This is a genomic window from Microbulbifer maximicatervae (SeqCode), from assembly GCF_052467825.1.
In genome coordinates, this window is sequence record NZ_CP174327.1 from 3,327,963 (window position 1) to 3,352,049 (window position 24,087).

The window sequence follows — 24,087 nt, forward strand, 5'->3', positions numbered from 1 at the left end:
TCAGTATAAAATTATTGTGATAGTTGGCTTGTTGATGTCAGTTTTGTTTGTGGTATACAAACTATCTAACGGCTAAGGGAAGTTAGGATGCTCATACCTGGGTGTCCTGTAGGGCGGGCCTTCAAAGTCCACAGAAATATAGCGAATTATTTACAGGCTCTCTAGTTGCGCAAAGCGACGTTCGTAATAAATCAAGCCGTTGGATATGCGCATAATCTCAAGAAGGTCTCCAGAAGAAAATCCAGCAACAATCTTAATAGGTGCTTCTTCACTGTATTGGAGAAGCTGTTCGTTTTTGCAGAGTTCTCGCGCTAAGAGGGATGTATAGCATAAGCTGAAACCAATGTATCCGTCTCTATTTAGGTACTTCGGCTTGTTAGCTCCTTTACACAAGGCTGCAATATTTCTCAAATATCTCGAGCCCAAATCAGATTTTGAATATACCCAATCCTCTCTGCTTTTAAATAGTTGAGGAAGTAGAGTTAAGCTGATATCCGGGAATTCCCGGCCTATACTATTTCTGAATTCACGCAGTTCGAAATATAGGACTGAAGGAGGAAGCGAGTCCCCAGCAGCTGCCAGCTCTGTATCGAACCATGTTTGGGCTAGGTCAAGTTCATCAGTTCCTAGCATAGTGGGCAGCTTTAGCCATGCCAAATTGGGGATTCGGCCATCAGCCCAAAAAGAAAGGTTTTCAAGGCCGTCTTGGATGGATTCGTTTTTTTCCAGCGTATCGAAAATCACTTCATAGTATTCAGCTATAGACAAACCCCGAACTCCTGCCATATCCCATTTTTGCTTAGTATATCGATCAAGCAAACCAGTGGGGACGTTTTTGGCTTTTCCTTCTGATTCAGCAGTATGTGCGCTGGGGCACAATCTAAAACAACCATCCCGTTCGAAATGAAATTCCAACAAAAGCAAAGAGAACGGACAGCACTGTAACTGGGATAATATGGTATGCCAGTGCAGTGAGATTTTTTTCAGAAAGATTTGGAATGATTCGCAGCCTTGCGTCAATTGCCAGTAAGAAAGTGCATGCCAAAAGAATCAGTTTGAAGGATACCAGGCGAGAAATTGGATTGGAGAAGTTGAACCACTGCGATAAGTCAGGCAGTAGGGTATATGAGAGATATAGCCCGGAGAGTATTTGAATGAGCAGGGCGGGGATGCCAATCTTTTCGTAGCTGCTTTCAAACCGGGAAAGAAAAGCTACATCCTTATCCCGTAAAACTTTGGGTAGTATTGTGCAGGCAAGTATCAGATGCCCACCGGTCCAAATTGTTGCACCTAGAAGGTGAAAAAAAAGTACTACGTTGTACATCCTGTCCCCCAGACAAATCCTTGTTGGGGGACTATAGCGCTAAAATCTACGGGTGTCTGCTGCCAAATAGGGGTAGAAAGTAGCGTTGTCTACTCCCTGGGTTCCGGCCGGGACCAAATCCAGTAGGCGCCGCAGCTGATGCCGCCAATGGTAAAGCAAAGAAGGTAAATATTACTGATATGAAGGATGGCAAAAGCTAGGGATATAGCCATTGTCAGGCTGGCCAGTAACTTGGTTCTGCGGCTTACATAACCACTGCGCCAAGTCCGCAATAGATGCCCAAAGAGATGGTGTTCTTCGATCCATTGGTGCAGGCGCTGGGAGCTGCGTGATGCGGCCCAGGCACCGAGGACAATAAATACAGCCGACGGCAGGCCGGGAAGAATGGCTCCGATAATGCCAAGGGCGATAAAAAAGCAAGCAGCGGCGCCCCACAGCCAGCGCATCCAGCCCTTTGCCAACGGCGGGGTGTAGGACATTACGCTGTCTTCAGCGGATTCTTTCATTCGGTACCTCTACCTTCTAGCTTATTGCAGTAGTTGTGCATCAAAAGTAACAATATTTGTCCGCTTGGTCTGCTTGCTCATAAGCAGTTTGCCCAGCACCTAGTCAATAGAGTCAGCAGGCCGATAGGTCGCTAGTGCAGGGTAACGGATTATGTGGATGATTTCCTCTGTCCAGGGAGGTGACTTTCTGGTTTATGTGAAGCCATGCCTCCCAGTTCTGAGAAAGCAATTTATTTTGGTTAACGAATAAAAAATTCGACCGGAACGGCCATTGTCAGAGGATCACCGGGTACCTCTTCTGGTGGTCTAGGCAGTGGTTCTGCCCTGCGCACCAAGGCCACGACTTCTCGGTCGAGAGACGATATGCCACTGGCTCGGTGCAGCTCAACCTTTAGTACTTTGCCTTTTCTGTCCATCGTGAATTGTACCCAGGGAATACCCTGTTGACGCCGTATTTGGGCGCTACGGGGGTAGCGTTTTCTTCGCTCAAGGTGAGCCTGTAATTGATTCTGCCAGGTTAATCTGGCTTGTGATTCCCTCTGGTTCAAGGCGCCCACTTCCGGTGCTGCAGCTTGCTCTGCTTCTGCTACATCTGCCGCGAGAGGGGCTGATGTTTCTTCAACAACAGTTTCTCCAGTAGCCTCTCCACTGGAGTCTTGTTGCTGTGCGATTTCCTTCTCTTCCGCTGGCTCAGGGGTCTCTTCCTTTTCCTCCGTGGGGGGCTCCTCTTCGGGCTTCTCAATGGCAATTTCCGAGGGGGCTTCTGGCAAAATAACAGGCTCTGACTGCGCAGAGGTTTTTTGTGGCTCGTTGCTCTGCTGGCTTGCGGGAGAGGATTCCTGTTGTTGGGGACCTACCGGTAGCGACGTGGGTGGTGCCACTGGAGCGGCTACCATACTGACTTCAAATACCTGTGGTGCTGCAGCAGGCGGAAGTGCCAGTTCGGATTTGGGCTGCCATAAAAAATAGACGGCAATAAGTCCGTGAAGGGCTAGGGCACAGCAAAAGGCGCAGAGCGATAGAAAAAATCGCGGACGCTTCGCAGATTTTACCTTCGGGCCGGCCAAGAGGCTCATTGGTTTACGGTCGCCGGTTTATCCAGACCTACCAGAGCGATTTTCTGGTATCCGGCACTGGCAAGGCGGTTCATCAGGTCCATCAAATCCCCATATTCCACTTTGCTGTCGGCACGCAGCAGGATTTGCTGTTCTGTGCCAATTTCATTTGCCCGGAGTTCAGCAGCTAAGTTCTCCCGCACAATAACTTTGTCCTCACCGAGAGTCAGGGTGAGGTCCTTTTGCAGGGTGAGATATTTCGGATCTTCTGCCTGGGGTTGTTGCGGAGCTGTCGCCGAGGGTAGATTGACGGGCACGCTTACAGTGGCCAACGGAGCCGCAACCATAAAAATAATTAGCAATACCAGCATCACATCGATAAAAGGTGTGACATTGATATCGTGCTGTTCTGGCAGTTCTTCGCTATTGCTGCTGTTGAGATTGAATGCCATTAGTTGACGCCCTGAACCTGCGGTACTGCGCGCTTTTTGTTCGCGCTAACCAGTTCGGCGAGCGGGCGCGCATTTGGATGATGGCGATCCAGGTCCCGACTAATCAGTACCATTAAGGCGGTGACATTATCGGCCAATACCGCGCGATAATTGCCGATAGCCCGGGAAAAGTAGTTGTAGATCACTACCGCCGGAATCGCAGCAACCAGGCCGATCGCAGTTGCCAGCAGGGCTTCGGCAATACCTGGAGCCACTACGGCCAGGTTTGTGGTTTGGGTTTTTGCGATACCGATGAAACTGTTCATGATGCCCCAAACAGTTCCAAATAAACCGACAAAGGGGGCGACGGAACCGATGGTTGCCAGAATTCCGGTGCCACGGTTCATGTCGGTAGCGAGAGAAGCTTGGACTCTTTCCAGGCGAGCCAGAACACGTTCTTTTAAGCCGTCATCTGACACTGGGCCACCTGAAGATAAGTCGAGTTCGTGGCGACTCGCTTCTACCAATAATAGGGCACCGCCGGTTTGGCCTGAAAGCTTTGATTCGGCATTGGCGAACGTCTTGCTTTGGATCAGGGTTGCCAATAATTGTTTGGCCTTGCGACGTGTTATTACCAGCTGCACGGTTTTAAAAAGCCAAATCGCCCAGGTTAAAACCGAGGCCAACAGTAGGCCGATCATTACGCTTTTAACGACGATATCCGCGGCGTGATACATTCCCATGGGAGATAAATCGTGTGCGCTGAAAGCGGTATCTCCAATGTTGGAGGTTGCAGTCGAGGTAGAGTTGTCTTGATTTTCTTGCAACCCCACGGAGGTTTCCACATCTCCCTCGAGAACTATTTTTGTATTGCTTTGTTCGCTTGAGTTGGAATTATTTTCCTGCGCTAAAGCCGGCAATGGGCCCAATGTGCTGCCTAGCAGGCACAATAAAATTACAGTCCAGATTTTCATTACCGACTCCTGGCTTCAGGTGAAAAATAAATTAGGGTGTAGCGGGCGCTAATAATTGTTCGACATTTTGTCGTGCAAAAGCAAAGGCTTGTTTGGCCCCATTGAGGGCTACTTCTTTTTGCTCTTGGTTGAGTTCAAGAGCATCTAACGCAGTTTTGAATTGGCGCCAGTGTAACCCGCGACCGTCTTCATGTCCTGCCAAGTGGCGTGCGCCGAACTCTTCTGATAAATCCAGATGTTTGCGCGCGTACTTGAGAAGGAATGCCGCTCCTAAGTTGGAGCCTTCAACTACGTAGAGCCAGCCCAGTGCAGAGTGGAAATCAGTAATTGTGACTTCTGCTGCGGCTTGTTGATCAGCTTTTAAATCGCTCTCGGGCATTTCGAAATCAGCACAGTCCTGGAGGACTGCTTCAGAGCGGTCTCTCTCTTTCAGGCCGGGCAAAAAATTATTTAATTCGTCACTTTGAAACCAATCAGACACCGCTTGATGCAATCGCGACTGCGTGCGAACAAACAGTGCATATCGCTCGCGATTGGAAAATGGTGACAGGGACATAATGCGTTTATCTAGACTCTCGTGGGTCGTATTAGTGCCTTCTTTCAGCCAAGCGGAAAAGGTGGGCTCTGTTGGTTCAACGGATTGGCATTCTGCTGGATTACTCACGGGATTTTTCCAAAACAAATTAAACAATAACCGCCCGGTTATTCCGGTGGCTTTGTAATGGGTGACGGACCAAATTCAAATTAACCCATCCCGTTGATCAATATTTTTTGAAAAATTCACCGGGTTATTCCAAATTGATATAACATTCTCAGCTCAGCTACTTTAAATGAGAATAGATATCATTTACAGTCCCCGCCCTCAAAAGATTACAGCGCAAGGTCTGAGTTTTGGCCCCGGAAACCCCTTCAACCCCAGGATTTGATGAGCTTTACCAAGAGCACCACGAGTGGCTTGTCCGTTGGATAGCGCGCCGAACTTCCGGTGTTGATAATGCCCAGGATTTAGCTCAGGACACTTTTATTCGTCTGCTGGATAGGCCGAGCCTGCCTGCGGGAATTCGAAGTCCGAGGGCCTGGTTAACCAAAGTGGCCGGGAACCTGCTGATCGACCAAGCCCGTCGCCAAGTGCTGGAGAAGAATTATTTAGCGCTGCTGGAAAATTTGCCGGAACCGGAATGTCCCTCCCCGGAAGATAAGTGGGAGCTATTGGGGCTTTTGGAGCAAATTGATCAATTGCTCAGTGGTCTGCGCCCGATAGAGAAAACGGTATTTCTAATGGCGAGACTAGATGGCTTAACATACCGCCAGGTGGCTGAGCAGCAGGGGCTGAGCCTTTCCTCAGTAGAGAAATATATCGCAAAAGCCATGCTCAAGTGCTATGCCGCTGCGTACGATAACGAATAATTTTCTATGGACTTGGAACTTGCTCGCTGATGTCAAACGCCCCAGAAAAAAATAGAGAAAAAATTCCTGAAGCAGTACTGTTGCAAGCCGTTAGCTGGCGCGTTCGCCTGGGCTCCGGCGAGGCGCTTGACTCAGAGCGCGATGCTTGCAGTCAATGGCGTTCGGCGGACCCTCTGCATGAACTGGCGTGGCAGCGTTTTGAGCGGATGGAGTCGCCTCTAGATACGGTGGCCCGCCGAGCGCCGCGTTTGGCCCATTCCACCCTAAATCAAACCGATGCAGAAATTCGCCGTTTAAATCGCAGGGCTGCTCTTAAAACCATGGGTGGTGGTGTCCTTGGGGCTTTTGCCGTTGGCCTGGTGGGATATGACACCGGTTTGCTGAAGTATATGTCTGCCGATTATTCTTCTGGTTCTAAGCCGGCCCAATATACTCTGGATGATAAGAGCCAGGTCTGGTTAAACACCGGCAGTGCCATTGAATGGGAGTCGGGCGCAGCAATCCGTTCGCTTGTGCTGACTAAAGGTGAAATGCACTTGACCAGTGCCGCTGACCCGAGGCCAATGCAGGTATCGGTGCCTCAGGGGCAGCTGATTTCCCGTGACTCGCGCTTTTTTGTCCGCAATGGCGATGACCACACGATTTTGCAGGTTGTGGAAGGTGGGGTGCAGGTTCAGCCGAGTGCGGATATAGAACCCTTTGCAGTTAAAGCGGGTGAGGCTTATCGTCTTACTGGAGCCGGTTCACTCGCTCTGGACAGCAAGATGTTTGATTACAGCGGATGGATTGACGGGGTGCTTTCAGCTCGGAGCATGCCATTAGGGGCACTGCTTGAAGAGTTGTCTCGCTATCGTGTTGGTTTTTTACGCTGTGATCCGGCATTAAGAGATCACCAGGTTTCCGGGGTTTTCCAGCTTCACGATATCGACACCATCCTAAAAATATTGGCGCGTTCGGCGGGAGCTGAACTGAGCTATACCACGCGCTGGTGGGCAACGATTCAATTGCCGGGCTGATAGTAAGTCGCATCGCTCCCTGCCTTCCCCTATGCGTCCGGGCTGACGGTTTTTTCGGAACGGGCAACCTTTAATTCCTGCTCTTATTGCCAGATGACCACAAAAAAGTTATCCGAAGGTGCCATTTTTTATTTTTGATGACGCTTTTGATTGCTAGTTTTCCCTCCGAAGCAAAAAAAACAAAATAATTCTCATTTAGATTACGGGTTTTTGATTTTCGTTCGGCTTCCTAGTTATACACCTGAGAATAGGAAGCCGCTTAAATGCAGTCCCGCGCCCCAAAACATATTTTGCCCACCTTGTTGGCACTGTTGTTGGCCGTAGTTCCCGTATCGAGTTTTGCGCAAGCCCAGCAGGGCAATACAGCGTTGATCGAATTCAGTTTGCCCGCGGGCAATCTGGGAGATGTGCTCAACCTCTACTCGCGTCAGGCCGGGGTAACGCTCTCTTTCGACGAGAACCTGGTGGAAACTATTTCTGTTCCAGCACTATTTGGTAGCTATCGTGCAGAAGAAGCTCTGTTGAGCTTGTTGCGCGGTACCAACCTGCAAGCGGTTCCCGTTGGTAGTGGTGCCTGGCTGATCCAGTCCGCTGGCGAGCAGGATCTGATGGTGCTGGACAGCATTCAGGTTGAGACCCGTGATGGCGGTGAAAAAGACCAGGTATTTCGCGAGTCCGGTTCAGTAAATATTCTCACCCAGGAAAATATTGAGCGCTTTCGCGGTACCAGTGTTGGCGATATTTTCCAGGGCACTCCCGGTGTACTGATCAGTGAAAACCGCAATTCCGGTGGTCTGGATGTCAATATTCGCGGTATGCAAGGGCAGGGTAGGGTTCCTGTCTTAATCGATGGCAGTCGCCAGGAAACAACGATTTATCGCGGTTATGCCGGGGTTTCCAGTCGTAGTTATATTGACCCAGATCTGATTGGGTCCTTGCGTATTGATAAAGGCCCAGTAATGGGTGCCGAGGGCACTGGCGCTACCGGTGGCGTTGTCAGTGTAAATACCCTGAGAGCAGAAGATGTCGTAAAACCCGGCGAATTGTCGGGTTTCCGTGTTCGTGTCAGTGGTATCGGAAACAATAGCGAAGCCCCAGAGCCCGGTACATACGCAGGCTATTACCTTCCGCGAAATGCTTATCACTCTGACTGTCGTTTTGCCATTGAATGTACCGGTTTCCTGATGCCGGATAGTTTTGCCCCGGATTACGGTATGGATAGGCCCAGCCTCCTTGACTTTGACGGCTACGCTGCGAGCTTTGCCGGCGCCCAGCGTTTTGAATGGGGGGACCTGGTTGTGGCTCATGCGCAGCGTGAGCAGGGCAACTACTACGCAGGTACCGATGGTCCTGCACCGGAAGTAATTGTTGGTGAACCTCTAGAGTTGGCTTGGCATACTGAAACTCCGGTCACCCTTGAAGGGGCATCTCCATTTCGTGCGGGAGAGAGAATCCCTAATACTAATTTTTCCAGTGACTCTTGGTTGTTAAAAAGCAGCCTGTATCTGCCAAAGGATCAGAGTCTGGAGTTCAGCTACCTGCGCTATAGCAGCACCTATGGCGAAATGATGCCATCCCAGATTGTTTCTTTTGGGCAAGCGCGCCAGTGGCTGGATAGTGAGGTGCTGAACCAAACTTATACTGCTCGTTATCGCTGGCAGCCGGTTGAGTATGATTGGGCGGACTTGCGTATTAATTTTTGGCACACCGATGCAGTTACCGATTTAAATACTCCAGATGTGGGCTCTGTTGATCTGGAAGACAATACTGCACGTACTGATGATTATCAGCGTTTTGGTATTGATATAACCAATAGTATGCGTTTCTACCCAATGGGTGAGCTACGCTGGGACTATGGTATTTCCGCCCAATGGGAGGATATGGATACCGACACCCCGGCAACTGATAGTTTTTATTCCGGCTCCCGTAGCGGATGGCGTGATGAGTATAGTGCCTTTACTAGTGTTAAATGGCAGCCGTGGCCAGAGTGGACTCTTGAATCAGGACTCCGCTACACCCGCTTTTCCTCTAAAGACAACAATGCCCTTCCGCTTAGCACTAGTGACCCCGCTTGTGTGGCCGATGGAGATGGTGGCTGCCTGCCGGTTCACTATAAAAACAATCACTCTGGCACTGCGCCAATGGTGGTCCTGACCTGGGAGCCGATTAAAGGGTTGCAGATTTATGCCCGCCATGCGCAGGCATTGCGCATGCCGAGTTTGTTCGAAAATACCTCCGGTTGGTCGGTGAGCCCAGCCCTGGATATTCCACTAAAGCCTGAGCACGCTAAAAATAATGAAATTGGCATTAACTACCTTAATGGTCAGTTATTCGAAGCTAGTCATCAGCTACGCGCGAAAGTTGCTTACTTCGAAAACCATGTTGATGATTATTTGACTCGCACCCAACCTAATGCCTGGGAGGAATCCCAGGATGGTCTCGACTTTTTCCGTATGCGCAATATCGATAGCCTCGATCTTAAAGGATGGGAGCTGAATTTAGGGTATGACGCCCACTGGTGGTTGCTCGAATTGAGTGGCACCAAGTACAGCCATATTGAAGTGTGCAACGTTGGCAGCTATGTGCGCTACTCCTGCACAGATTGGGGCATCCCGGAAAGTTATGTCAATAACATGATCCCACCCAACTGGCATGCAAGCGCCCATTTCGGCCTGCGTTTATTCCAGAAAAAATTGGAGTTGGGAGTGCGTGGCACTTTTGTCGGTGAGCGAAATTCTATCCCTCGTTATAACGCACCTACCAGCTTTAATGAGCCTGTTTTATGGCACAGTTATGAAGTGCTTGATGTCTATACCAGCTACCAATTTAGCGATAGCTTTTCGATGGACTTCACCGTCGACAACGTGACCGATAAATATTATCTCGATGCATTGAGTCTAGGTCTTGTTCCTGCGCCTGGACGTACTGCGAGACTAAGTCTGACCTATCAATATTAATTATTTGGAGTAAAACAGATGAAAAGAGCAATAGCCCTTGTTGGCATGCTATGTCTGTCTCTCGTGCTGGTTGCTTGTAGTGGCGGTGGTTCGGGCGGCAGCTCAAAAAATGAGGTAGAAAAACCAACGGCAAATATCAGTTTGTTGTCCCCTGCTGACACAACTTTTTCGCTGGCTGATGGAGAAGTTATTGTTCAGCTGAATGGTACGGATAGCTCCAGTCCAAGAGATGCGAGCGTTACATATCGTTGGGAGTTGGTTGAATCACCTTCTAGTCGGGCTACACTCAGCAGTTCTGAAGATGCATATACTGAGTTTACTGCCGATTATCCAGGGGATTACGTGGTAAGTTTGATTGTCAATGATGGCACTGAGAGCAGTGAAGTGTCCCGTATGACATTGACTGCAACCAGCCCCTACCCAGTAGCAATTACGGAGCCCGTACACAGTATTATTTTAGGTGCTGAGACCCTAGGTCTCGATGGGAGTATGAGTACGCCACCGACTGGAGAGACAGGGGATCTGCAATATCTATGGACTCTTACTGATAAGCCCCTCGACAGCGATGCATACCTGACAAACAGGGATTCAAGTAAGCCTACCTTGCATCTGGATACTGAAGGTGAGTATGAATTTGAATACAAGCTTACGTTGGTTGTGTCTTACAATGGGTTCTCTAGTGCAGCTACAGAAGTTCTGGTAACAGTTTCCCCTGGCGATGCACCGCCCGTTGCGGTGGCACAAAGCCAGACTATTACGCTTGGTGAGACGGTTGTTCTTGATGCTGGCGAAAGCTACGATCCGGAAGGCAACGCTTTACAGTACCGCTGGAAGTGGGCTTACAGCCCGGTTGAAACTGATGGTGTACCAATTCCCGAATTAGAAGGTCAGACAACTTCCATCCTTAGATTCACACCTATTGCCGCTGATACTTACAATTTGATTTTGTTTGTTTTTGATGGTGCTAGAAAAAGTGAAGAGCGAGAAGTTACGATTATCGTTGAGGCAGATCCTGAAGCGAAAGTGAATGAAGCTCCTGTTGGGGAGGTTGAAGCTACAGGTTATTACCCATCTTACAGTATTGGTGAGCAAGAGCTGGGACTTCGCGCTGAGTTTAACTTTGTTGGTTATGACCTTGAGGGTGATGCGCTACAGCTTGTTGATGCGGAGCTAATTGAAAAACCGGAAGGCAGTGTTGCTGAGCTTGTTGATATTGGTTCTTGGAAGCCGATGGGCAAGAAAATCCAAGAGCTAGATGTTGTTGGCACTTATCGCGTAAGTATGACTGTTTCCGATGGGAGCAATCTGGTGACTATGGAAGCGACCATGGAAGCGAAGATTGGCAATGTTAATGGCTATCCCTCTACTCGAAGTGTTGAGGCCCAGTCTAACTCTGTATTGCTAGGCGAAGCCCTGATATTTGATGCGACCAGTAAAGACCCTAATGGTGACCCCATGGATTTCCATTGGGAGCTGGTGGACAAGCCTGATGGCAGTAATGCTGTAATAGAGCCGATCACTGAGCCGGAGAGTCAAGAGCTTCGCCGGGCTCGGGTGATTACCGATGTACCGGGTTCTTATACTGCGCGTCTAATCGTAAGTGATGACCGCGGCCTCTACGCCAAGACTTATTCTGAAGATAGTGGTCTAGCCAAAATATCTAATACCGCACCGGAAATACAATCTGTAGTTTGGGCGCGCAATTGGGGCAGCTTGTCCGTCGGTGAAGATTATTTCCAGATACTGCCTTGCATGTCCTTGTTGCATCGCCCGGTTGCTGTTGATGCCGATGGTGATGAAGTATTCACTTATGAAGAGCTGATCAGTGCGCCGGAGGGGGGGGAATTCACTAGTTATCCAGATAGTGAAGATTGTGAGAATACAACCGGTACCGTGTTTTCCAAGGCGGGCACCTACGTATTCCGTTACTACGCCACGGATTTGATCGACGATGCACCTGTATACGATTTTGTTGTAGAAGTTGAGCCTATTAGCGAAGCTAAGGGGGTACGTTTGCGTAATATCAATTCCTGGGGTGAGAGCCTCTGGTTGCCGATGCCGTACGAAAATATCCCTAGCTATGGCACTCCATCTAACTTGCAGTGGGATACGTCTGCAACAGAAGATGAAAACATCCAGTGGTCATTGACAGCTGTCGATTCTGATTACACGATTGAAAATGTGCAAGTCAAGCATATTAATGGCGACTTAGACAGCCTTACACCTTGGTTTGAAGGTTTGGTGGAAGGGCAGGTGATTACCGAGGGTGAGTCCCTGGACTTTAAAACCTGGATGCCTGCCGTACCTTGTATTCGTACCGACGATAAAGCAGAAGGTTTCCACTTCTCATTCAATATTAAGGAGATTCCTGAGCTAAGCTTTACCTATGAAACCTGGGTAGCGGCAGATAATGGAATCTTCGGTGATTGGAGAGAGTGTGAAGCTGGGGAATTGAACTGATACATATAAGCTTGCCATCGCAATTACACTTTCTATTTTGAGAGTTGATTGAGATTTGCGGCTTCCTCAAGAAAAGGGCATCCGTTTGGATGCCCTTTTTATTTTTGTAGGCGTTAAAAATTATGCCGTAACATTACTTTAATGAGGCCACTATTTTTTAATACTCATTAGTTCAGGCCAAAAATGATATCTCCTCTTGAAGAGGGGTCGGTTACTGGTTTTTATGAGGGTATCTATATCTAGAGGAGAGGTTAGACCCGCAAACATAAAGCTGTATTGCCAATCTTGGCAGAAAAGCGCGCAAACATCTCCAAAGTTTGCAAGATAACTAGTGTATCGAGAAACGCGTTCTATCGATGTAAGAGAGTCGTTACAAGAGGCAGTAAGTATGCCCTTCTAAAGAGAGCTGATAGGCATCTAGCAAAATGATGCTCTAACTGTAGAGGATATGTTAACTTGTGCGCTTAAGGAGCCTACCCATAGGCAGTTTCGAACCACATAGGTTAATATTCAATTAAGTAAAATGCCATCTAGATGATTGGTGGAATGTCTTCCTTTATTATTTGGAAGGGTTAGAAGTCGTCAATGAATTTTCTTTGTAAGCTTTAAGAAGAATGCTTAATAAATGTGAGCATAGTTAGTGTGCTACTGCTGGCGCAATATTTGGCAGTAGCACACAATAGTGGCTATAAGCTCAGCATCTCCCGTAAGCGAGTAGCGGGGCGTCTTGCAGCCTCTATTTCTTTTCCATCGGTCATTGTTATTAGTAGTCCGCTGTTGACCCATGGTTGAATATCCTGAATAAAATTCAGGTTTATGATTTGCTGGCGGTTGGCGCGAAAGAAAACCTCAGGATTTAAACGCTGTTCAATTTTAGATAATGATTTATAAATAAACGGCTTGTTGTTATCAAAGAATACTTGGGCATGATTTCCGCAGTTTTCAAAATAACGGATATTTCCTATTTCTATTAGCCAGCAGCGCTCTCCGTCCTTGATAAAGATCTTGTTGTTGGTGTCTAGGTAGTTCGATAAGTGATTATCATCCTGTAAAGAAGAATCACTTAGTGTTTTGTTAAGCGCTCGTTTTAATTTTTCCGGGTTGATTGGTTTGAGGAGATAGTCTAATGCGTTGACTTCGAATGCTTGTATGGCGTATTCATCATAAGCGGTTGTGAAAATAACCTGGGGTGCAGCTTCAAGCTGTTCTAGTATGTCGAAGCCAGTCCCGTCCGGTAGATTAATGTCTAAAAAAAGTAAGTCTGGTTGTTCTTTTAGAATCAGAGAAACTGCCTGCTCACAATCTTTTGCCTCTGCAACTAAATTTATATTTTTGTGAGGCTTTAACAGCTCTCTCAATTCATTGCGAGCGAGTCTGGAATCTTCAATAATAATGGCTTTCACTTATTATACCGCCGACTGTAAAGATGAAGTAGGAATATTGCATTGGGCAATAACTTGCTGCCCTTGTTGCTTTATCTGGAAGGATGTGTTGTTACCATATTGAAGAGTCAATCGTTTTTGTATATTTGCTAGTCCCAATCCGGTATTTTCATTTTTCTTTTTGCTGGGCTTTGTTTCTAGAGGTGCGTTTAGTTCTAAGGTCCCTGGGTTAGCTACCGTGATGACTAGGTGTTCCTCTTCATGGGATACTCTGATGGTTACTTCACCGCCATGCTTGGACTTTTCAATTCCGTGGCGTATCGCATTTTCTGTAAGCAGTTGGATAATAAGAGGAGGGATTCGTTCTCCCATCAATTCTGGATCAGTTATCAACTTGAAAGTCAAACGATCTTCATATTGTATTTTGAGGAGGTCGATATATTGACAAACAATTTCCAGCTCATCTCTGAGTGGCACGGTTTTCTGTTTATGTGCCATCAATGTATATCTCAGTAGATCAGAGAGGTTTGTCAGCATCGTTCTTGATTTAGTAGCATCCTCGAGAATTAAGGCCCGAATATTGTTTAGTCCATTGAATAGAAAGTGTGGGTTAAGCTGCCCCATAAGTGCTGCCATTTTAACCTCATTGAGCTGTAGGTTAAGTTGAATGGCTTCCTGTTCAGCCTTGAGTAAACGGTCTTGATTAACTGCTGTAACATAAATTAGGGTCCAGCTTATTAATAAAATAGTCATGACAAGCCAGTTGCCAAGTACGTTGTGCCAAATTGAGTCGGGAGTGGTATATCCCATTAAATTATAATATGAGAATAGAAAAATAACTGAAATATAGGCACATAAAAATGCAAGTGATATTGAAGATAGAAAGAAGTAGGGCCACTGTTGCCTCCAGTTTTTATCTAAGAGGTCAAAGCGATAAATCACTTCTCGGATAATTAGCGTTAAAGCTCCGCAGGTTAATATCAGGGTGAGTGCATGTATGGCGAGCTGCTCGAAATTTTCATCGGTAAGTAAGCCCCGAGAAATGGAGTTCACTACGGCGAATATTAGCCAGCCGCCAAAATGATACGCTAAGAACTTTGTCGTAGGTGCGGGGGACTTCAGTAACTTCATAAATTAATACATGTTAATAAAATGGCCCCTTGTTCTGGGGCCACAGAGTTTAGTTAAAATCAGAATCTCTCGTTCAGCCAGGTTGATATCGTCTCAAGGGTAATAGGAGAAAAGGTTTCCTCTATTTCCGCATACTCGGCATAGCTGCCGGTTTCGGCTGTTTGAAAGAGATGATTCATTTTATCGAGTTCAATAATTTCATAATCCTTATGATTGGATTTACTCAACACCTTTTCTATATTGCCTAAGTTCATTTCCGCATCAACTTGAAAATCCAGTGAGCCGTTAAGAGCCAAAATAGGACATTTTGTACCCTCTAAATAGGGCTCAGGGTTGAAGTTCAATGCATAACGAAACCAAGGGGTGGAATACTGTTTCTTAAGTACCTCAACTTGAGCTTCCAGTTTGCCTCCTTCCAAGCCTTCGAGTTTAACACTCTTATGAAGAACTTGATGTAAGCCATCACTGATAGTTCCCCCTGTGGGAAGACGAGCAAATTGTTCAAAAACAATTTCATCAAGCTTGCGTAACTCTTGCAGGTTTTTCTCAGTCATACCGCTGTGTTTTCTATCCCTGTACCACTGGTCGAGAAAAAGCTCTTGCATTTTAACCCCTGGGCCGCCGAGAAGAATTGTAAACGCAATATCATCACGATTGCTGGCTACCATAGGAGCTATCATCCCCCCCTCGCTGTGCCCAATCAAGCCCGTTTTACCCTTGGGGAGATCGTTACGACTGTTCAGATAATCCACAATTGCACTGGTATCATTGGCAAAATCTTCGGTAGTTGCCGTGGAGAAACTCCCGGTAGAGTCACCAATTCCTCGTTCATCATAACGCAATACGGCGTACCCTTGCCGGGTTAAATAGTCGGCAATTACCGCAAATGCTTTATGGCCGAATGCGGTTTCATCCCGGTCTTGCGGCCCCGAACCACTAATCAGGATCGCGGTGGCTTTTATCCTTGAGTTTGGTTTGGTTAGTGTCCCAGAGATTATATTATTTGTGATTGTACTTTTAAAACTTACCTCTTCAATAGTATAGGGGTAGGGGCCTGTTGGTGTCTGTGGACGATTCTCCGGCTGAACAGTATTTATCTTTCTGAAGTTAAGAGGCAGTGACTTCCCTTGAGTAAATGAACCGAACATAAGCTCAACTACAGGGTTGTACGCCCCCTCGTAACTGAGTCCTAAGTCCTCAATTTCGAAGGATATATTGTTGCCGCTAACTTCCAGTGATGACATCTCTATGCCATAGGTCTTTTGTGAGGGGCTATCCAGTACCCCCGTCCATTTGCCGTTGTCCTGATCAATATGGAGGACAATCGGAAGTACCTTGTCACTCTCTGTTTGAATAGTGGCCTTCCATTCCCCATCGATGCCACTAGCACTTGCTGTAGTAGAAAACAGGCCGGCGGCTACGAAGAGCGCCTTTAACTTTGCGTTGGTCTTTGAATATCTAGTTTGAATATATCGCATAACTATTCTCTCTGTGTTCACCTGCTGAATGCTTGCCATCTTAGAGCTATCTTTTTCTTCTGGATAAAAATTAGGATAAGTGGCGAATAGGGCTGCTGAACGGCGAGGAAGTCTTGGCTATCCTTTGTCTAGTTAGGCGTGGGGGTACGTTATCAGATAGAGGCGACTTATCCTGATAGATGGGACGGAGAGACTAACTAACGGTGCGGATTGTATCTATGACGAACACGAAATCGCCTATATAAGTTGGTAAAGAACTTGGGTTATTCCTAGGTATGTGGATGTAAGGGAAGAGTTAGTTCGGAAATAACTCTTTGGAAGATGGTCTTTCGGTGCTAATGAGTCCATGGGTGCTGCCCATTTATGGGCAGCACTGCGAGATGAAGCGTTTACTGTAGAATCACACCTACGTTTGCGTTTCCGGTTTGATTGGCAAAAGCAGATTGCGCATCGCCAATTTGTGTTGTTGTCTGGGCGTTACCCACACCATTTTGGTAAGTTTGAGCGGAAGAACCAATACCTGTTGCCGTAATATTGGCAAAGTTGGAAGTTCCGAGCTGCTCAGTCAGTGCGTAGTGATCTGAACCCGTCTGGTTATGAATGGCAACATTGTTGTCGCCAATTTGCCAGAGACTGCTCTCGTGATCATCGTTGGTTTGAATCACATTAAGGGTATTGGTAGTACCGTCCTGATATGAGGAGGAGTAGTTGGAGTCTCCATTGACTTGATTGTGGGTCGCCAGGTTGGAGTCGCCGAGCTGATCTACATAGACTTCACTATTTGACGTCAGTGTTTGGGTAACAAATGCAGTTTGGTTTACCCCAGCTTGAGTCACCACAATAACATCATCGGTACTATTGGTTTGAGTTAAGGTTGCACTGTGGCCATCCCCATCTTGGGTAATGGACATGGTGCTACCGTCAACAAATGACTGGAGAGTGAAGACGTACTGATTGTTGTCTCCTTGATTGATCTCGATATAGGCGCCTACAGAGTTATCCTGATAGGACTCGGCGGTATTCATATCGCCAGTTTGGTTATGAATAATCGTGCCACCATCACTGTTAGCGGATTGCTCCGCATAGCTGGTGTTGTTATCACCGATCTGAGTTTGATCGATGGTATTGTTTGTGGCGGTTGGATCACTTTGATCAGCTGTTGCAGTGTTCCCAAGACCTTCTTGGTAAACCGTTGCAGTATTGGTGTCGGCGATAGCGCCCTGGCTAATGATTGCCAGGGCAATACTGGCGGCTAGAGGTGCAATATTCTTCATCAGTAACTCCTTTAGTGATGAGACTGTACGACCAATGTCGTTTTCCATTGCATTTTCAAGGTTGAGGTCGTATCAATCACCGTTCACTAGCCTAATCGTCGGAACTTGGCCGACAATCTGGCACGTACTCCTTGTGAATGGGGTTGATACAAGTATGAGTTTGATAGATGGCCTAGATAGGCGCTATGAGAGGTAAGTGCTGATTTAGTGGGACATTAGTTTAATGGGAGGTTTTACTTATTTTTGTTAAAAAACTGATAAATAAATAGTGATGCTGTTGATAAAGGCGTAGCATTCCAATTCAATGTAAATCCTAAAGTTGCGTTGGTAATTATGTAAGAAGACGATATGGAGCTTTATTATCGTCTTCAAACTAAACCTTCGATTGAGTAATCTTTTCGCTTAATTCAGGCATGAAGGGTCGCTGGTAACAAAAGTATTACCTAACCAAGTATTGGCGGTGCAGCTTGGATCATCGGGGGAGTAAAGGTCAAAAATCCCATTGTTTAGCGATGAGTTAGATAAAATGTTATTGCCACTAGCATTTGCATCCTCAATAGATATTCCATAATCCGTATTATCGCTAACGCTATTTATAGTGACTGTATTGCTATCTGCATTATCAATTGCGATGCCGGTTAGACTGTTTGTTACTACATTTTGAGATATAAGGTTTGAATCTGATTCAAATGTTAATATGCCTTCACCTGCACTCTGATCGATAATGTTTGATGTAACTATGTTGGAGCTGCCAGGAGGTTCAATAGATATACCAACACCAGAGCCATTAGTGTCAGAGGTGTTGGTGATTATATTGCCAGAAACACTATTTGAAGACCCCTCTATTTGCACGCCAACGTTATCCATACCATCAACAGTATTTCCGAAAACCTGGTTGAAATCATTGTTTTCAATTCGTATACCAAAGTTAGAGTCAGGGACGTTCGACTGTATCTGAACACCGGAGATAAAGTTGTGATCGCTTCTAACAAATAATGCAGTAGAGGTAGGGTTAACAATATCAACATCTACAACCTGATGGGAGCCGTCTCCTGTTAATGTAATGCTATTATTACAGTTTTCGACAGTCCCTGAGGATATTCTCGCAAAAAACCCACCAAGAACTATACCATTATTTGCTGTGAGAGGGCATGTAACGGTAAAGCCATTCATATTAAGGCTGCCTGATGGACCCACAATGCTGAATGCAAAATTTGTAGTGCAATTTAAATCTTCAGTTAGCGTCTCCGCTGTAGTGATACTGCCTCCACAGGTAACGGCATAGCTATTAATAGAGGTTGATATTGCGGCGGTTGTTAAAAGGATGTAACAAAGGGCTATTGTTAGTTTTTTCATAGGGTTTTTACCATGTCAGTAATTATTGCGGATACCTTAGATAGGCAGTTTTTTAGTCTGGGTGAATTTCGTGAGGATATATCAGTGTTCCCCCTGCAATATTTAGTTGTTTTAATGATTTTTAATAATACTTAATTTAAATGATAGAGGAGGGCTTAAGGGCTATTTCTAATAATGAATCTATTATTACGCCTTTAAGTGGGCTGTTTGTCTGTTCTAGGGCGCTATTTATTGTTGGGGTTGTTTAGGTATAGACAGGCAGGATGGTTGAAGTTTTTATCTCTTGACATACAAAGCGATTCACACTTCGCGTTGCGACTTCTTGAAAGGTCTAGACATCCCTACGCAACAACGCCTTGATTGTTGACCGCTCTGCATGGCAAGAGGCATCACGGAGCTATTCAGAGGCTCCCTGATTATTTATGCTATTTGTCAGCCAGCGATATACTACTCAGCTATTGCTTGTACATTAGGGAGTGTGAATGTAATCGAGTGAATATTTAGTCCAGACAGTTGGGATCATTGGTTGTAGAGATGTTGCCAATCCAGTTGTTCGAAGATGTGCAGTTCGGATCATCAGGGGAGTAAAGGTCGAATATACCATTGTCATTGGCTGTATTAGATAAAATGTTATTGAATTCTGCGCTAGTTCCCTCGATCACTATGCCATAGTCAATGTTATTGTCAGCTTCATTACTGCTTACTGTGTTGCTGTCACTGTTGTTGATTCTGATTCCAGTGGTGCTGTTCGATATACTATTTTGAGAAATGAGATTTGAATCTGAACTTACAGATATTCCCACATCTCCATCGCCATTTAGGGTGTTGAATATTCTCGCTTTACTGTCACTGATTATAGTGTTAAGTAGGATTAAGTTGTTCCCTCCATCGGAATCAAGAGCTATGCCAAAATCACCAGGGTTAAGAATTTCATTTCCGGTGACTGTATTGCTTCGCCCCTCTATATATATTCCTGAAAATCCCGGGAACTCTAGAAAATTTCCAGTGATCTGATTGAGGCTTGAGGGATTAGCTGTTTCTATGCCTATTGCATATTGCGTACCATTAAAAGGTATCACGATGCCGGTAACAAAATTACTGTTACTTTCAATACGTACGCCCACACCTACAAGATTGTTAATCTCAATATCACTGACAAAATGAACACCATCTTCCGTGAGTGCTATTGAGTCATTGCAATTGTCTATTACACCATTAAACAGGCTTGCAGCTAGCCCTGTTAGATAGATGCCCTCATGTAATGGTTCTATACAGGTAACAGTAAACCCATTTAAGTTCAGCCCGCCACCGGGGCCGTCGATTGTGAGGGCTGGATTGGTTTCGCAGGAGAGATCTTCTGTGAGGGATTCCTGGGTAGTAATCGTGTCGCCACAGCTCACAGCAAAACTGTTTGAGGCTAAAGGTAATCCAAGGGCAGATAATAGACTGAGAAATAGCGCTAAATTTGGCTTCTTCATGGGGGCTCCCAGGTCGATAAACTAAATTTTTATAGTGGGCACATGTTCGGGGGTGGGAATGAATGAGTTATTCCGGTTGATATTCTATCGAATTTATCGGCTTGGTTTTCTGTTTGTTAATAATATATATAAATCAAAGGAAGAGGTTTAGTTTCTGTTGTAAATATGGAGCTAAAGTGGCATGTGAAACCACACCTTCCATTGCTGTTTCTGTATGCGAAGTTGGGCGTCTTATATAGGTGCTGGCCAGAATTTTGGAAGCGGATCGGTTTGATGCGAGTACAATTTTCTTTATTTCTAGGGAGATTTGTCCCTTTGGTACTTAACAAACTTGGTAATAAGTGTAGGTGCTTTGTTGGCGAGCCCGATTGACGCAAGAAAGGTTATAGAAAGTGCAATGAGAAGAATGGAATCTAAAAAGGTATCGTTGGGGAATCCATCTTGAAGAATCAGATAAAAAAGAAATAAAGGTATTGACCAGACAAAGCCGTGAACCATTAGCGAAAAAGCGTAAAATTTAAAGCCTATATTTTTGCTTTTCCGTGTGAGAAAGCTGATTAGATCAAAAATAACGGTTAGCTCGACAAAATAGATAGCAGGAAATATTGCAAGATAATAATCTTGGTATATGAGTATCATCCCAAGGATAATGTAGTAGATATGATGTATTTGATTAAATCGACTTATCTGTAAGAAGATTATCTCAAACGCATACATTGATACGCCATAAAGCAATGCAAGTCGGAAAAATCTGGTTGCGCCAATTTTGCCGATACTTTCGTATTCTTGATATAGTGCGATAGCGCCAAATATGACTAAAATAGTGTACAAAATTAGCTGACATGCTTTATCGATGTTGTCCTTTGAGCTGCTCTTAATAACAATGTGAAGAGATTTATGAATGAGAAAAAAAGTGATGATGAATGCGGAAAAACCAAAGATGACGGTGAAACTGTTAATCATCGCCTAATTCTTCAAGACTCTTTTAGAAAGGTGTAACAGCTATTTAAGTTGGGCATCTACATGATCTATATGGAAGTTAACCTGCCAGCTTTACCTACCTTACTTAGGTGGCTTTCTTTAATGAGTGGGATTAGTCGCCGCCAAATAGTCGGGATACCTTTGAAAAGTAGGTGAAAATCAAAGTATAGGGCAATTCAGGTGTTGGAGGGCCTATCCCTGAAGTTAATGGGGAGGGTTAGAGTCAGTGTTTAAACACTAAGTTACTTTTGGAAGTATCCTAAATCTTAAATTGGGGCCAGTGAAAGTTTATTGTGCACTTAATTGTTTAAGCACAGGTCGGCAAAGTGCCGACCTGTGCTTGCTTAAGGGCTAGTCAATCGAAGATCGAATCAAGTAGTCAAATGCGCCCAGCGAAGCAGTTGCACCTGCACCCATAGAGATCACTATCTGTTTGTAGGGGACAGTGGTCGCATCGCCGGCGGCGTAGACGCCGGGGACTGAAGTTGCGCCGCGCTCGTCGATCACAATTTCGCCCATGCGATTCATCTCCACATCGGTTTCTTTAAGGAATTCCGTATTGGGGACCAGGCCAATCTGTACGAAAACACCAGCCAGTTCGACCTGCTTATTTTCACCACTCTCTCGATCGGTATAGGCCAGGCCGTTCACTTTGTTACCGTCGCCGAGGACTTCAGTGGTTTGGGCATTGACGATAATATCGATGTTGTCCATTAACTGAGCCTTGCGTACCAGTACCTCGTCTGCACGCAGTTTGTCGGCGAACTCCAGTACGGTGACGTGCTCGACGATTCCGGCGAGGTCGATCGCTGCTTCGATGCCCGAGTTGCCGCCACCGATAACGGCTACGCGCTTACCTTTAAAGAAGGGGCCGTCGCAATGGGGGCAGTAGGCTACACCCTTGGTGCGGTACTCGGCTTCGCCGGGAACCCCCAGTTCCCTCCAGCGGGCACCGGTAGCCAATACTACTGAGCGGCTGGATAGGGTCGCACCGCTTTGTAGTTTGATATCTACCATTTCGTTGCGTCGCAAGTTGGCTGCGCGTTGATCGGTAATGATATCGACACCATACTCTTTAACATGTTGCTCAAGGCTGGCTGCGAGCTTGGGGCCTTCGGTGTAGGGTACAGAGATAAAGTTCTCGATGCCTACGGTATCCATTACCTGGCCGCCGAAGCGTTCTGCCACTATGCCAGTGCGAATGCCTTTGCGAGCGGCATAAATAGCAGCCGCTGCGCCCGCTGGGCCACCCCCTACCACTAAAAGATCGTAGGGTGCTTTTTCATTCAGTTCTTCAGCTTTACGCTCGGTTGCGCCGGTATCCAGTTTTCCAACAATCTCTTCGAGGGACATCCTGCCTTGGCCGAAGTGTTCACCATTGAGGTAAACCGCAGGTACAGCCATAACATTGCGCTTTTCAACTTCCTCTTGGAACAGGCCACCGTCGATCATTTCGTGGGTGATGTTTGGGTTGAGGGTTGCCATCAGGTTCAGCGCTTGGACGACATCCGGGCAGTTTTGGCAAGAGAGGGAGATATAGGTTTCAAAGTGGAATTCACCCTTCAGGTTTCGTACCTGCTCCAGTAGCTCCGGGTCTGCTTTTGAGGGATGGCCCCCCGCTTGCAACAGTGCCAGTACGAGTGAGGTAAATTCATGTCCCAGGGGAATACCGGCAAAGCTAACCCGGGGTTCCTCTCCGGCAGGAGCGATGGCCATACTCGGCGTACGCTTGGCTTGACTCTGCTGTGCAGTAATTTTGTTGGAGAGTCCGGAAATTTCATCTACCAGCGCTTCCAGCTCTTTGGATTTTTCACTGTTATCTGTGGACACACGAATCTCGATCGGTTTGACGATATTCTGCAGGTAAGTGTCCAGTTGTTTTTTCAGGTTTGCGTCCAACATCGGTGTGTCCTTTCTCTAACAATTTAAGGCTGGGTTGTGGCCCACCTTTTGATGGGCCGGGTCAGAGGTATTTGGGTTAAATCTTTCCTACCAGATCTAGGGAGGGGGCTAAGGTCTCTTCGCCTTCTTTCCACTTGGCCGGGCAGACTTCACCGGGGTGAGCGGCGATGTACTGGGCAGCTTTGATCTTGCGCAACAACTCGCTGGCATCGCGACCGATTCCGCCGGCTGTGATCTCGACAATTTGGATACGGCCTTCCGGGTCGATTACAAAGGTGCCGCGATCGGCGATGCCTTCTTCCTCGATCATCACACCGAAGTTGCGGGTGATGGTGCCGGTGGGGTCGCCGATCATCGGGTATTGGATTTTGCCGATGGTGTCGGAAGAGTCGTGCCAGGCTTTGTGGGTGAAGTGGGTATCGGTAGATACGGAGTAGATCTCAACGCCCAATTTCTTGAACTCTTCATAGTTGTCGGCAAGATCGCCCAGCTCAGTGGGGCAGACAAAGGTGAAGTCTGCGGGGTAGAAGAAGAAGACAGCCCACTTGCCTTTAACGTCGGCGTCGCTGATATCGAAGAAGTCGCCGTTTTGATAGGCCTTGGCGCTGAAGGGTTTCAGCTGGGATTCGATGTAACGTGACATGGATAGCTCCTTATTTATCACTGTCTTGTCGGTCGTTGTTTGGAAGTGGGATCTATACTATCGGTCTACAGCCTTTGATAAAAATTATTAATGTAAATGCGTGTGATAGCTTTTGGCAATCGTTGTTGGCTATTTGATTGATTGGGGGTTTAGCCGCTATTTAATGGCTTTGGCAAAGCGACAGCCGTTAGGTGAAACCTTATCGGCGCATCCTGATGTCTATTGAGCCGCAAAGACGACATATAGAAGTGTTGATCGCGATCTATATCCTCAGGCATCAAAAAAGAGTTGAGTCGTAAATCAGCGCACATTAGCAATAAGTTATAAGTGCA

19 protein-coding genes are annotated in these 24,087 nt (G+C 46.4%); 4 read left to right on the forward strand and 15 right to left on the reverse strand.

Annotated features, from left to right (window positions below; genetic code table 11):
- Nucleotides 1-150 precede the first annotated feature (150 nt).
- The 6 genes from ACJJII_RS14945 to ACJJII_RS14970 form a co-directional block, all read right to left on the reverse strand.
- Complete coding sequence (locus ACJJII_RS14945; protein ID WP_444916730.1) at nucleotides 151-768, reverse strand: hypothetical protein; 618 nt, start codon at nucleotides 766-768, stop codon at nucleotides 151-153.
- 645 nt (nucleotides 769-1,413) lie between these two features.
- A complete protein-coding gene (locus ACJJII_RS14950; protein ID WP_444916731.1) occupies nucleotides 1,414-1,830 on the reverse strand; it encodes a YbaN family protein in 417 nt (138 codons plus the stop codon).
- 239 nt (nucleotides 1,831-2,069) lie between these two features.
- Complete coding sequence (locus ACJJII_RS14955) at nucleotides 2,070-2,906, reverse strand: energy transducer TonB (protein WP_444916732.1); 837 nt, start codon at nucleotides 2,904-2,906, stop codon at nucleotides 2,070-2,072.
- Nucleotides 2,903-3,337, reverse strand: a complete 435-nt coding sequence (locus tag ACJJII_RS14960) for a biopolymer transporter ExbD (protein WP_444905714.1) — start codon at nucleotides 3,335-3,337, stop codon at nucleotides 2,903-2,905. Before ACJJII_RS14960 ends, ACJJII_RS14955 begins: the two co-directional genes overlap by 4 nt.
- A complete protein-coding gene (exbB, locus tag ACJJII_RS14965) occupies nucleotides 3,337-4,290 on the reverse strand; it encodes a tonB-system energizer ExbB (RefSeq protein ID WP_444916733.1) in 954 nt (317 codons plus the stop codon). The genes ACJJII_RS14960 and exbB overlap by 1 nt, the downstream gene beginning before the upstream one ends.
- Before the next feature lie 31 nt (nucleotides 4,291-4,321).
- Complete coding sequence (locus ACJJII_RS14970; RefSeq protein WP_413665231.1) at nucleotides 4,322-4,954, reverse strand: biliverdin-producing heme oxygenase; 633 nt, start codon at nucleotides 4,952-4,954, stop codon at nucleotides 4,322-4,324.
- Between the two features lie 227 nt (nucleotides 4,955-5,181).
- On the opposite strand from ACJJII_RS14970, the gene ACJJII_RS14975 reads away from it, so the two are divergent.
- From ACJJII_RS14975 to ACJJII_RS14990, 4 genes are all read left to right on the forward strand, one after another.
- The gene (locus ACJJII_RS14975) at nucleotides 5,182-5,697 is read left to right on the forward strand and encodes a sigma-70 family RNA polymerase sigma factor (RefSeq protein WP_282933363.1); all 516 of its coding nucleotides are present in this window, start codon (nucleotides 5,182-5,184) and stop codon (nucleotides 5,695-5,697) included.
- 29 nt (nucleotides 5,698-5,726) lie between these two features.
- Nucleotides 5,727-6,713: a FecR domain-containing protein gene (locus tag ACJJII_RS14980; RefSeq protein WP_444916734.1), complete on the forward strand. Its 987-nt coding sequence runs from the start codon at nucleotides 5,727-5,729 to the stop codon at nucleotides 6,711-6,713.
- A gap of 263 nt (nucleotides 6,714-6,976) precedes the next feature.
- The gene (locus ACJJII_RS14985; protein ID WP_444916735.1) at nucleotides 6,977-9,670 is read left to right on the forward strand and encodes a TonB-dependent receptor; all 2,694 of its coding nucleotides are present in this window, start codon (nucleotides 6,977-6,979) and stop codon (nucleotides 9,668-9,670) included.
- 18 nt (nucleotides 9,671-9,688) lie between these two features.
- Nucleotides 9,689-12,130 (forward strand): PKD domain-containing protein, encoded by a 2,442-nt coding sequence (locus ACJJII_RS14990; RefSeq protein WP_444916736.1) that lies wholly within the window; start codon nucleotides 9,689-9,691, stop codon nucleotides 12,128-12,130.
- Between the two features lie 686 nt (nucleotides 12,131-12,816).
- Here ACJJII_RS14990 and ACJJII_RS14995 read toward each other — a convergent pair.
- The 9 genes from ACJJII_RS14995 to ahpC form a co-directional block, all read right to left on the reverse strand.
- Nucleotides 12,817-13,533 (reverse strand): LytR/AlgR family response regulator transcription factor, encoded by a 717-nt coding sequence (locus ACJJII_RS14995; protein WP_444916737.1) that lies wholly within the window; start codon nucleotides 13,531-13,533, stop codon nucleotides 12,817-12,819.
- Nucleotides 13,534-13,536: 3 nt separating this feature from the next.
- A complete protein-coding gene (locus tag ACJJII_RS15000) occupies nucleotides 13,537-14,643 on the reverse strand; it encodes a sensor histidine kinase (RefSeq protein ID WP_444916738.1) in 1,107 nt (368 codons plus the stop codon).
- A gap of 59 nt (nucleotides 14,644-14,702) precedes the next feature.
- Nucleotides 14,703-16,121, reverse strand: a complete 1,419-nt coding sequence (locus tag ACJJII_RS15005; protein ID WP_444916739.1) for an alpha/beta hydrolase family protein — start codon at nucleotides 16,119-16,121, stop codon at nucleotides 14,703-14,705.
- Between the two features lie 389 nt (nucleotides 16,122-16,510).
- Nucleotides 16,511-17,395 (reverse strand): hypothetical protein, encoded by an 885-nt coding sequence (locus ACJJII_RS15010; RefSeq protein WP_444916740.1) that lies wholly within the window; start codon nucleotides 17,393-17,395, stop codon nucleotides 16,511-16,513.
- 402 nt (nucleotides 17,396-17,797) lie between these two features.
- Nucleotides 17,798-18,751, reverse strand: coding sequence for a NosD domain-containing protein (locus ACJJII_RS15015; protein WP_444916741.1), 954 nt, complete (start codon nucleotides 18,749-18,751; stop codon nucleotides 17,798-17,800).
- Between the two features lie 500 nt (nucleotides 18,752-19,251).
- Nucleotides 19,252-20,229 (reverse strand): right-handed parallel beta-helix repeat-containing protein, encoded by a 978-nt coding sequence (locus ACJJII_RS15020; RefSeq protein WP_444916742.1) that lies wholly within the window; start codon nucleotides 20,227-20,229, stop codon nucleotides 19,252-19,254.
- 297 nt (nucleotides 20,230-20,526) lie between these two features.
- Complete coding sequence (locus tag ACJJII_RS15025; protein ID WP_444916743.1) at nucleotides 20,527-21,192, reverse strand: hypothetical protein; 666 nt, start codon at nucleotides 21,190-21,192, stop codon at nucleotides 20,527-20,529.
- 369 nt (nucleotides 21,193-21,561) lie between these two features.
- Entirely contained in the window at nucleotides 21,562-23,112 is a 1,551-nt protein-coding gene (gene ahpF, locus ACJJII_RS15030) for an alkyl hydroperoxide reductase subunit F (protein WP_444916744.1), read from the reverse strand.
- Nucleotides 23,113-23,188: 76 nt separating this feature from the next.
- A complete protein-coding gene (ahpC, locus tag ACJJII_RS15035) occupies nucleotides 23,189-23,755 on the reverse strand; it encodes an alkyl hydroperoxide reductase subunit C (protein ID WP_413662579.1) in 567 nt (188 codons plus the stop codon).
- Nucleotides 23,756-24,087 lie beyond the last annotated feature (332 nt).

Excerpts from the sequence above, each read along its gene's own strand:
- ahpC (WP_413662579.1), bottom strand. The coding sequence starts at position 23,755 with ATGTCACGTTACATCGAATCCCAGCTGAAACCCTTCAGCGCCAAGGCC.
- ahpF (WP_444916744.1), bottom strand. The coding sequence starts at position 23,112 with ATGTTGGACGCAAACCTGAAAAAACAACTGGACACTTACCTGCAGAAT.
- ACJJII_RS14955 (WP_444916732.1), bottom strand. The coding sequence starts at position 2,906 with ATGAGCCTCTTGGCCGGCCCGAAGGTAAAATCTGCGAAGCGTCCGCGA.
- ACJJII_RS15020 (WP_444916742.1), bottom strand. The coding sequence starts at position 20,229 with ATGAAGAAGCCAAATTTAGCGCTATTTCTCAGTCTATTATCTGCCCTT.
- ACJJII_RS15015 (WP_444916741.1), bottom strand. The coding sequence starts at position 18,751 with ATGAAAAAACTAACAATAGCCCTTTGTTACATCCTTTTAACAACCGCC.
- ACJJII_RS14985 (WP_444916735.1), top strand. The coding sequence starts at position 6,977 with ATGCAGTCCCGCGCCCCAAAACATATTTTGCCCACCTTGTTGGCACTG.
- ACJJII_RS14950 (WP_444916731.1), bottom strand. The coding sequence starts at position 1,830 with ATGAAAGAATCCGCTGAAGACAGCGTAATGTCCTACACCCCGCCGTTG.
- exbB (WP_444916733.1), bottom strand. The coding sequence starts at position 4,290 with ATGAAAATCTGGACTGTAATTTTATTGTGCCTGCTAGGCAGCACATTG.
- ACJJII_RS15010 (WP_444916740.1), bottom strand. The coding sequence starts at position 17,395 with ATGAAGAATATTGCACCTCTAGCCGCCAGTATTGCCCTGGCAATCATT.
- ACJJII_RS15000 (WP_444916738.1), bottom strand. The coding sequence starts at position 14,643 with ATGAAGTTACTGAAGTCCCCCGCACCTACGACAAAGTTCTTAGCGTAT.
- ACJJII_RS14990 (WP_444916736.1), top strand. The coding sequence starts at position 9,689 with ATGAAAAGAGCAATAGCCCTTGTTGGCATGCTATGTCTGTCTCTCGTG.
- ACJJII_RS15025 (WP_444916743.1), bottom strand. The coding sequence starts at position 21,192 with ATGATTAACAGTTTCACCGTCATCTTTGGTTTTTCCGCATTCATCATC.
- ACJJII_RS14980 (WP_444916734.1), top strand. The coding sequence starts at position 5,727 with ATGTCAAACGCCCCAGAAAAAAATAGAGAAAAAATTCCTGAAGCAGTA.
- ACJJII_RS14960 (WP_444905714.1), bottom strand. The coding sequence starts at position 3,337 with ATGGCATTCAATCTCAACAGCAGCAATAGCGAAGAACTGCCAGAACAG.
- ACJJII_RS15005 (WP_444916739.1), bottom strand. The coding sequence starts at position 16,121 with ATGCGATATATTCAAACTAGATATTCAAAGACCAACGCAAAGTTAAAG.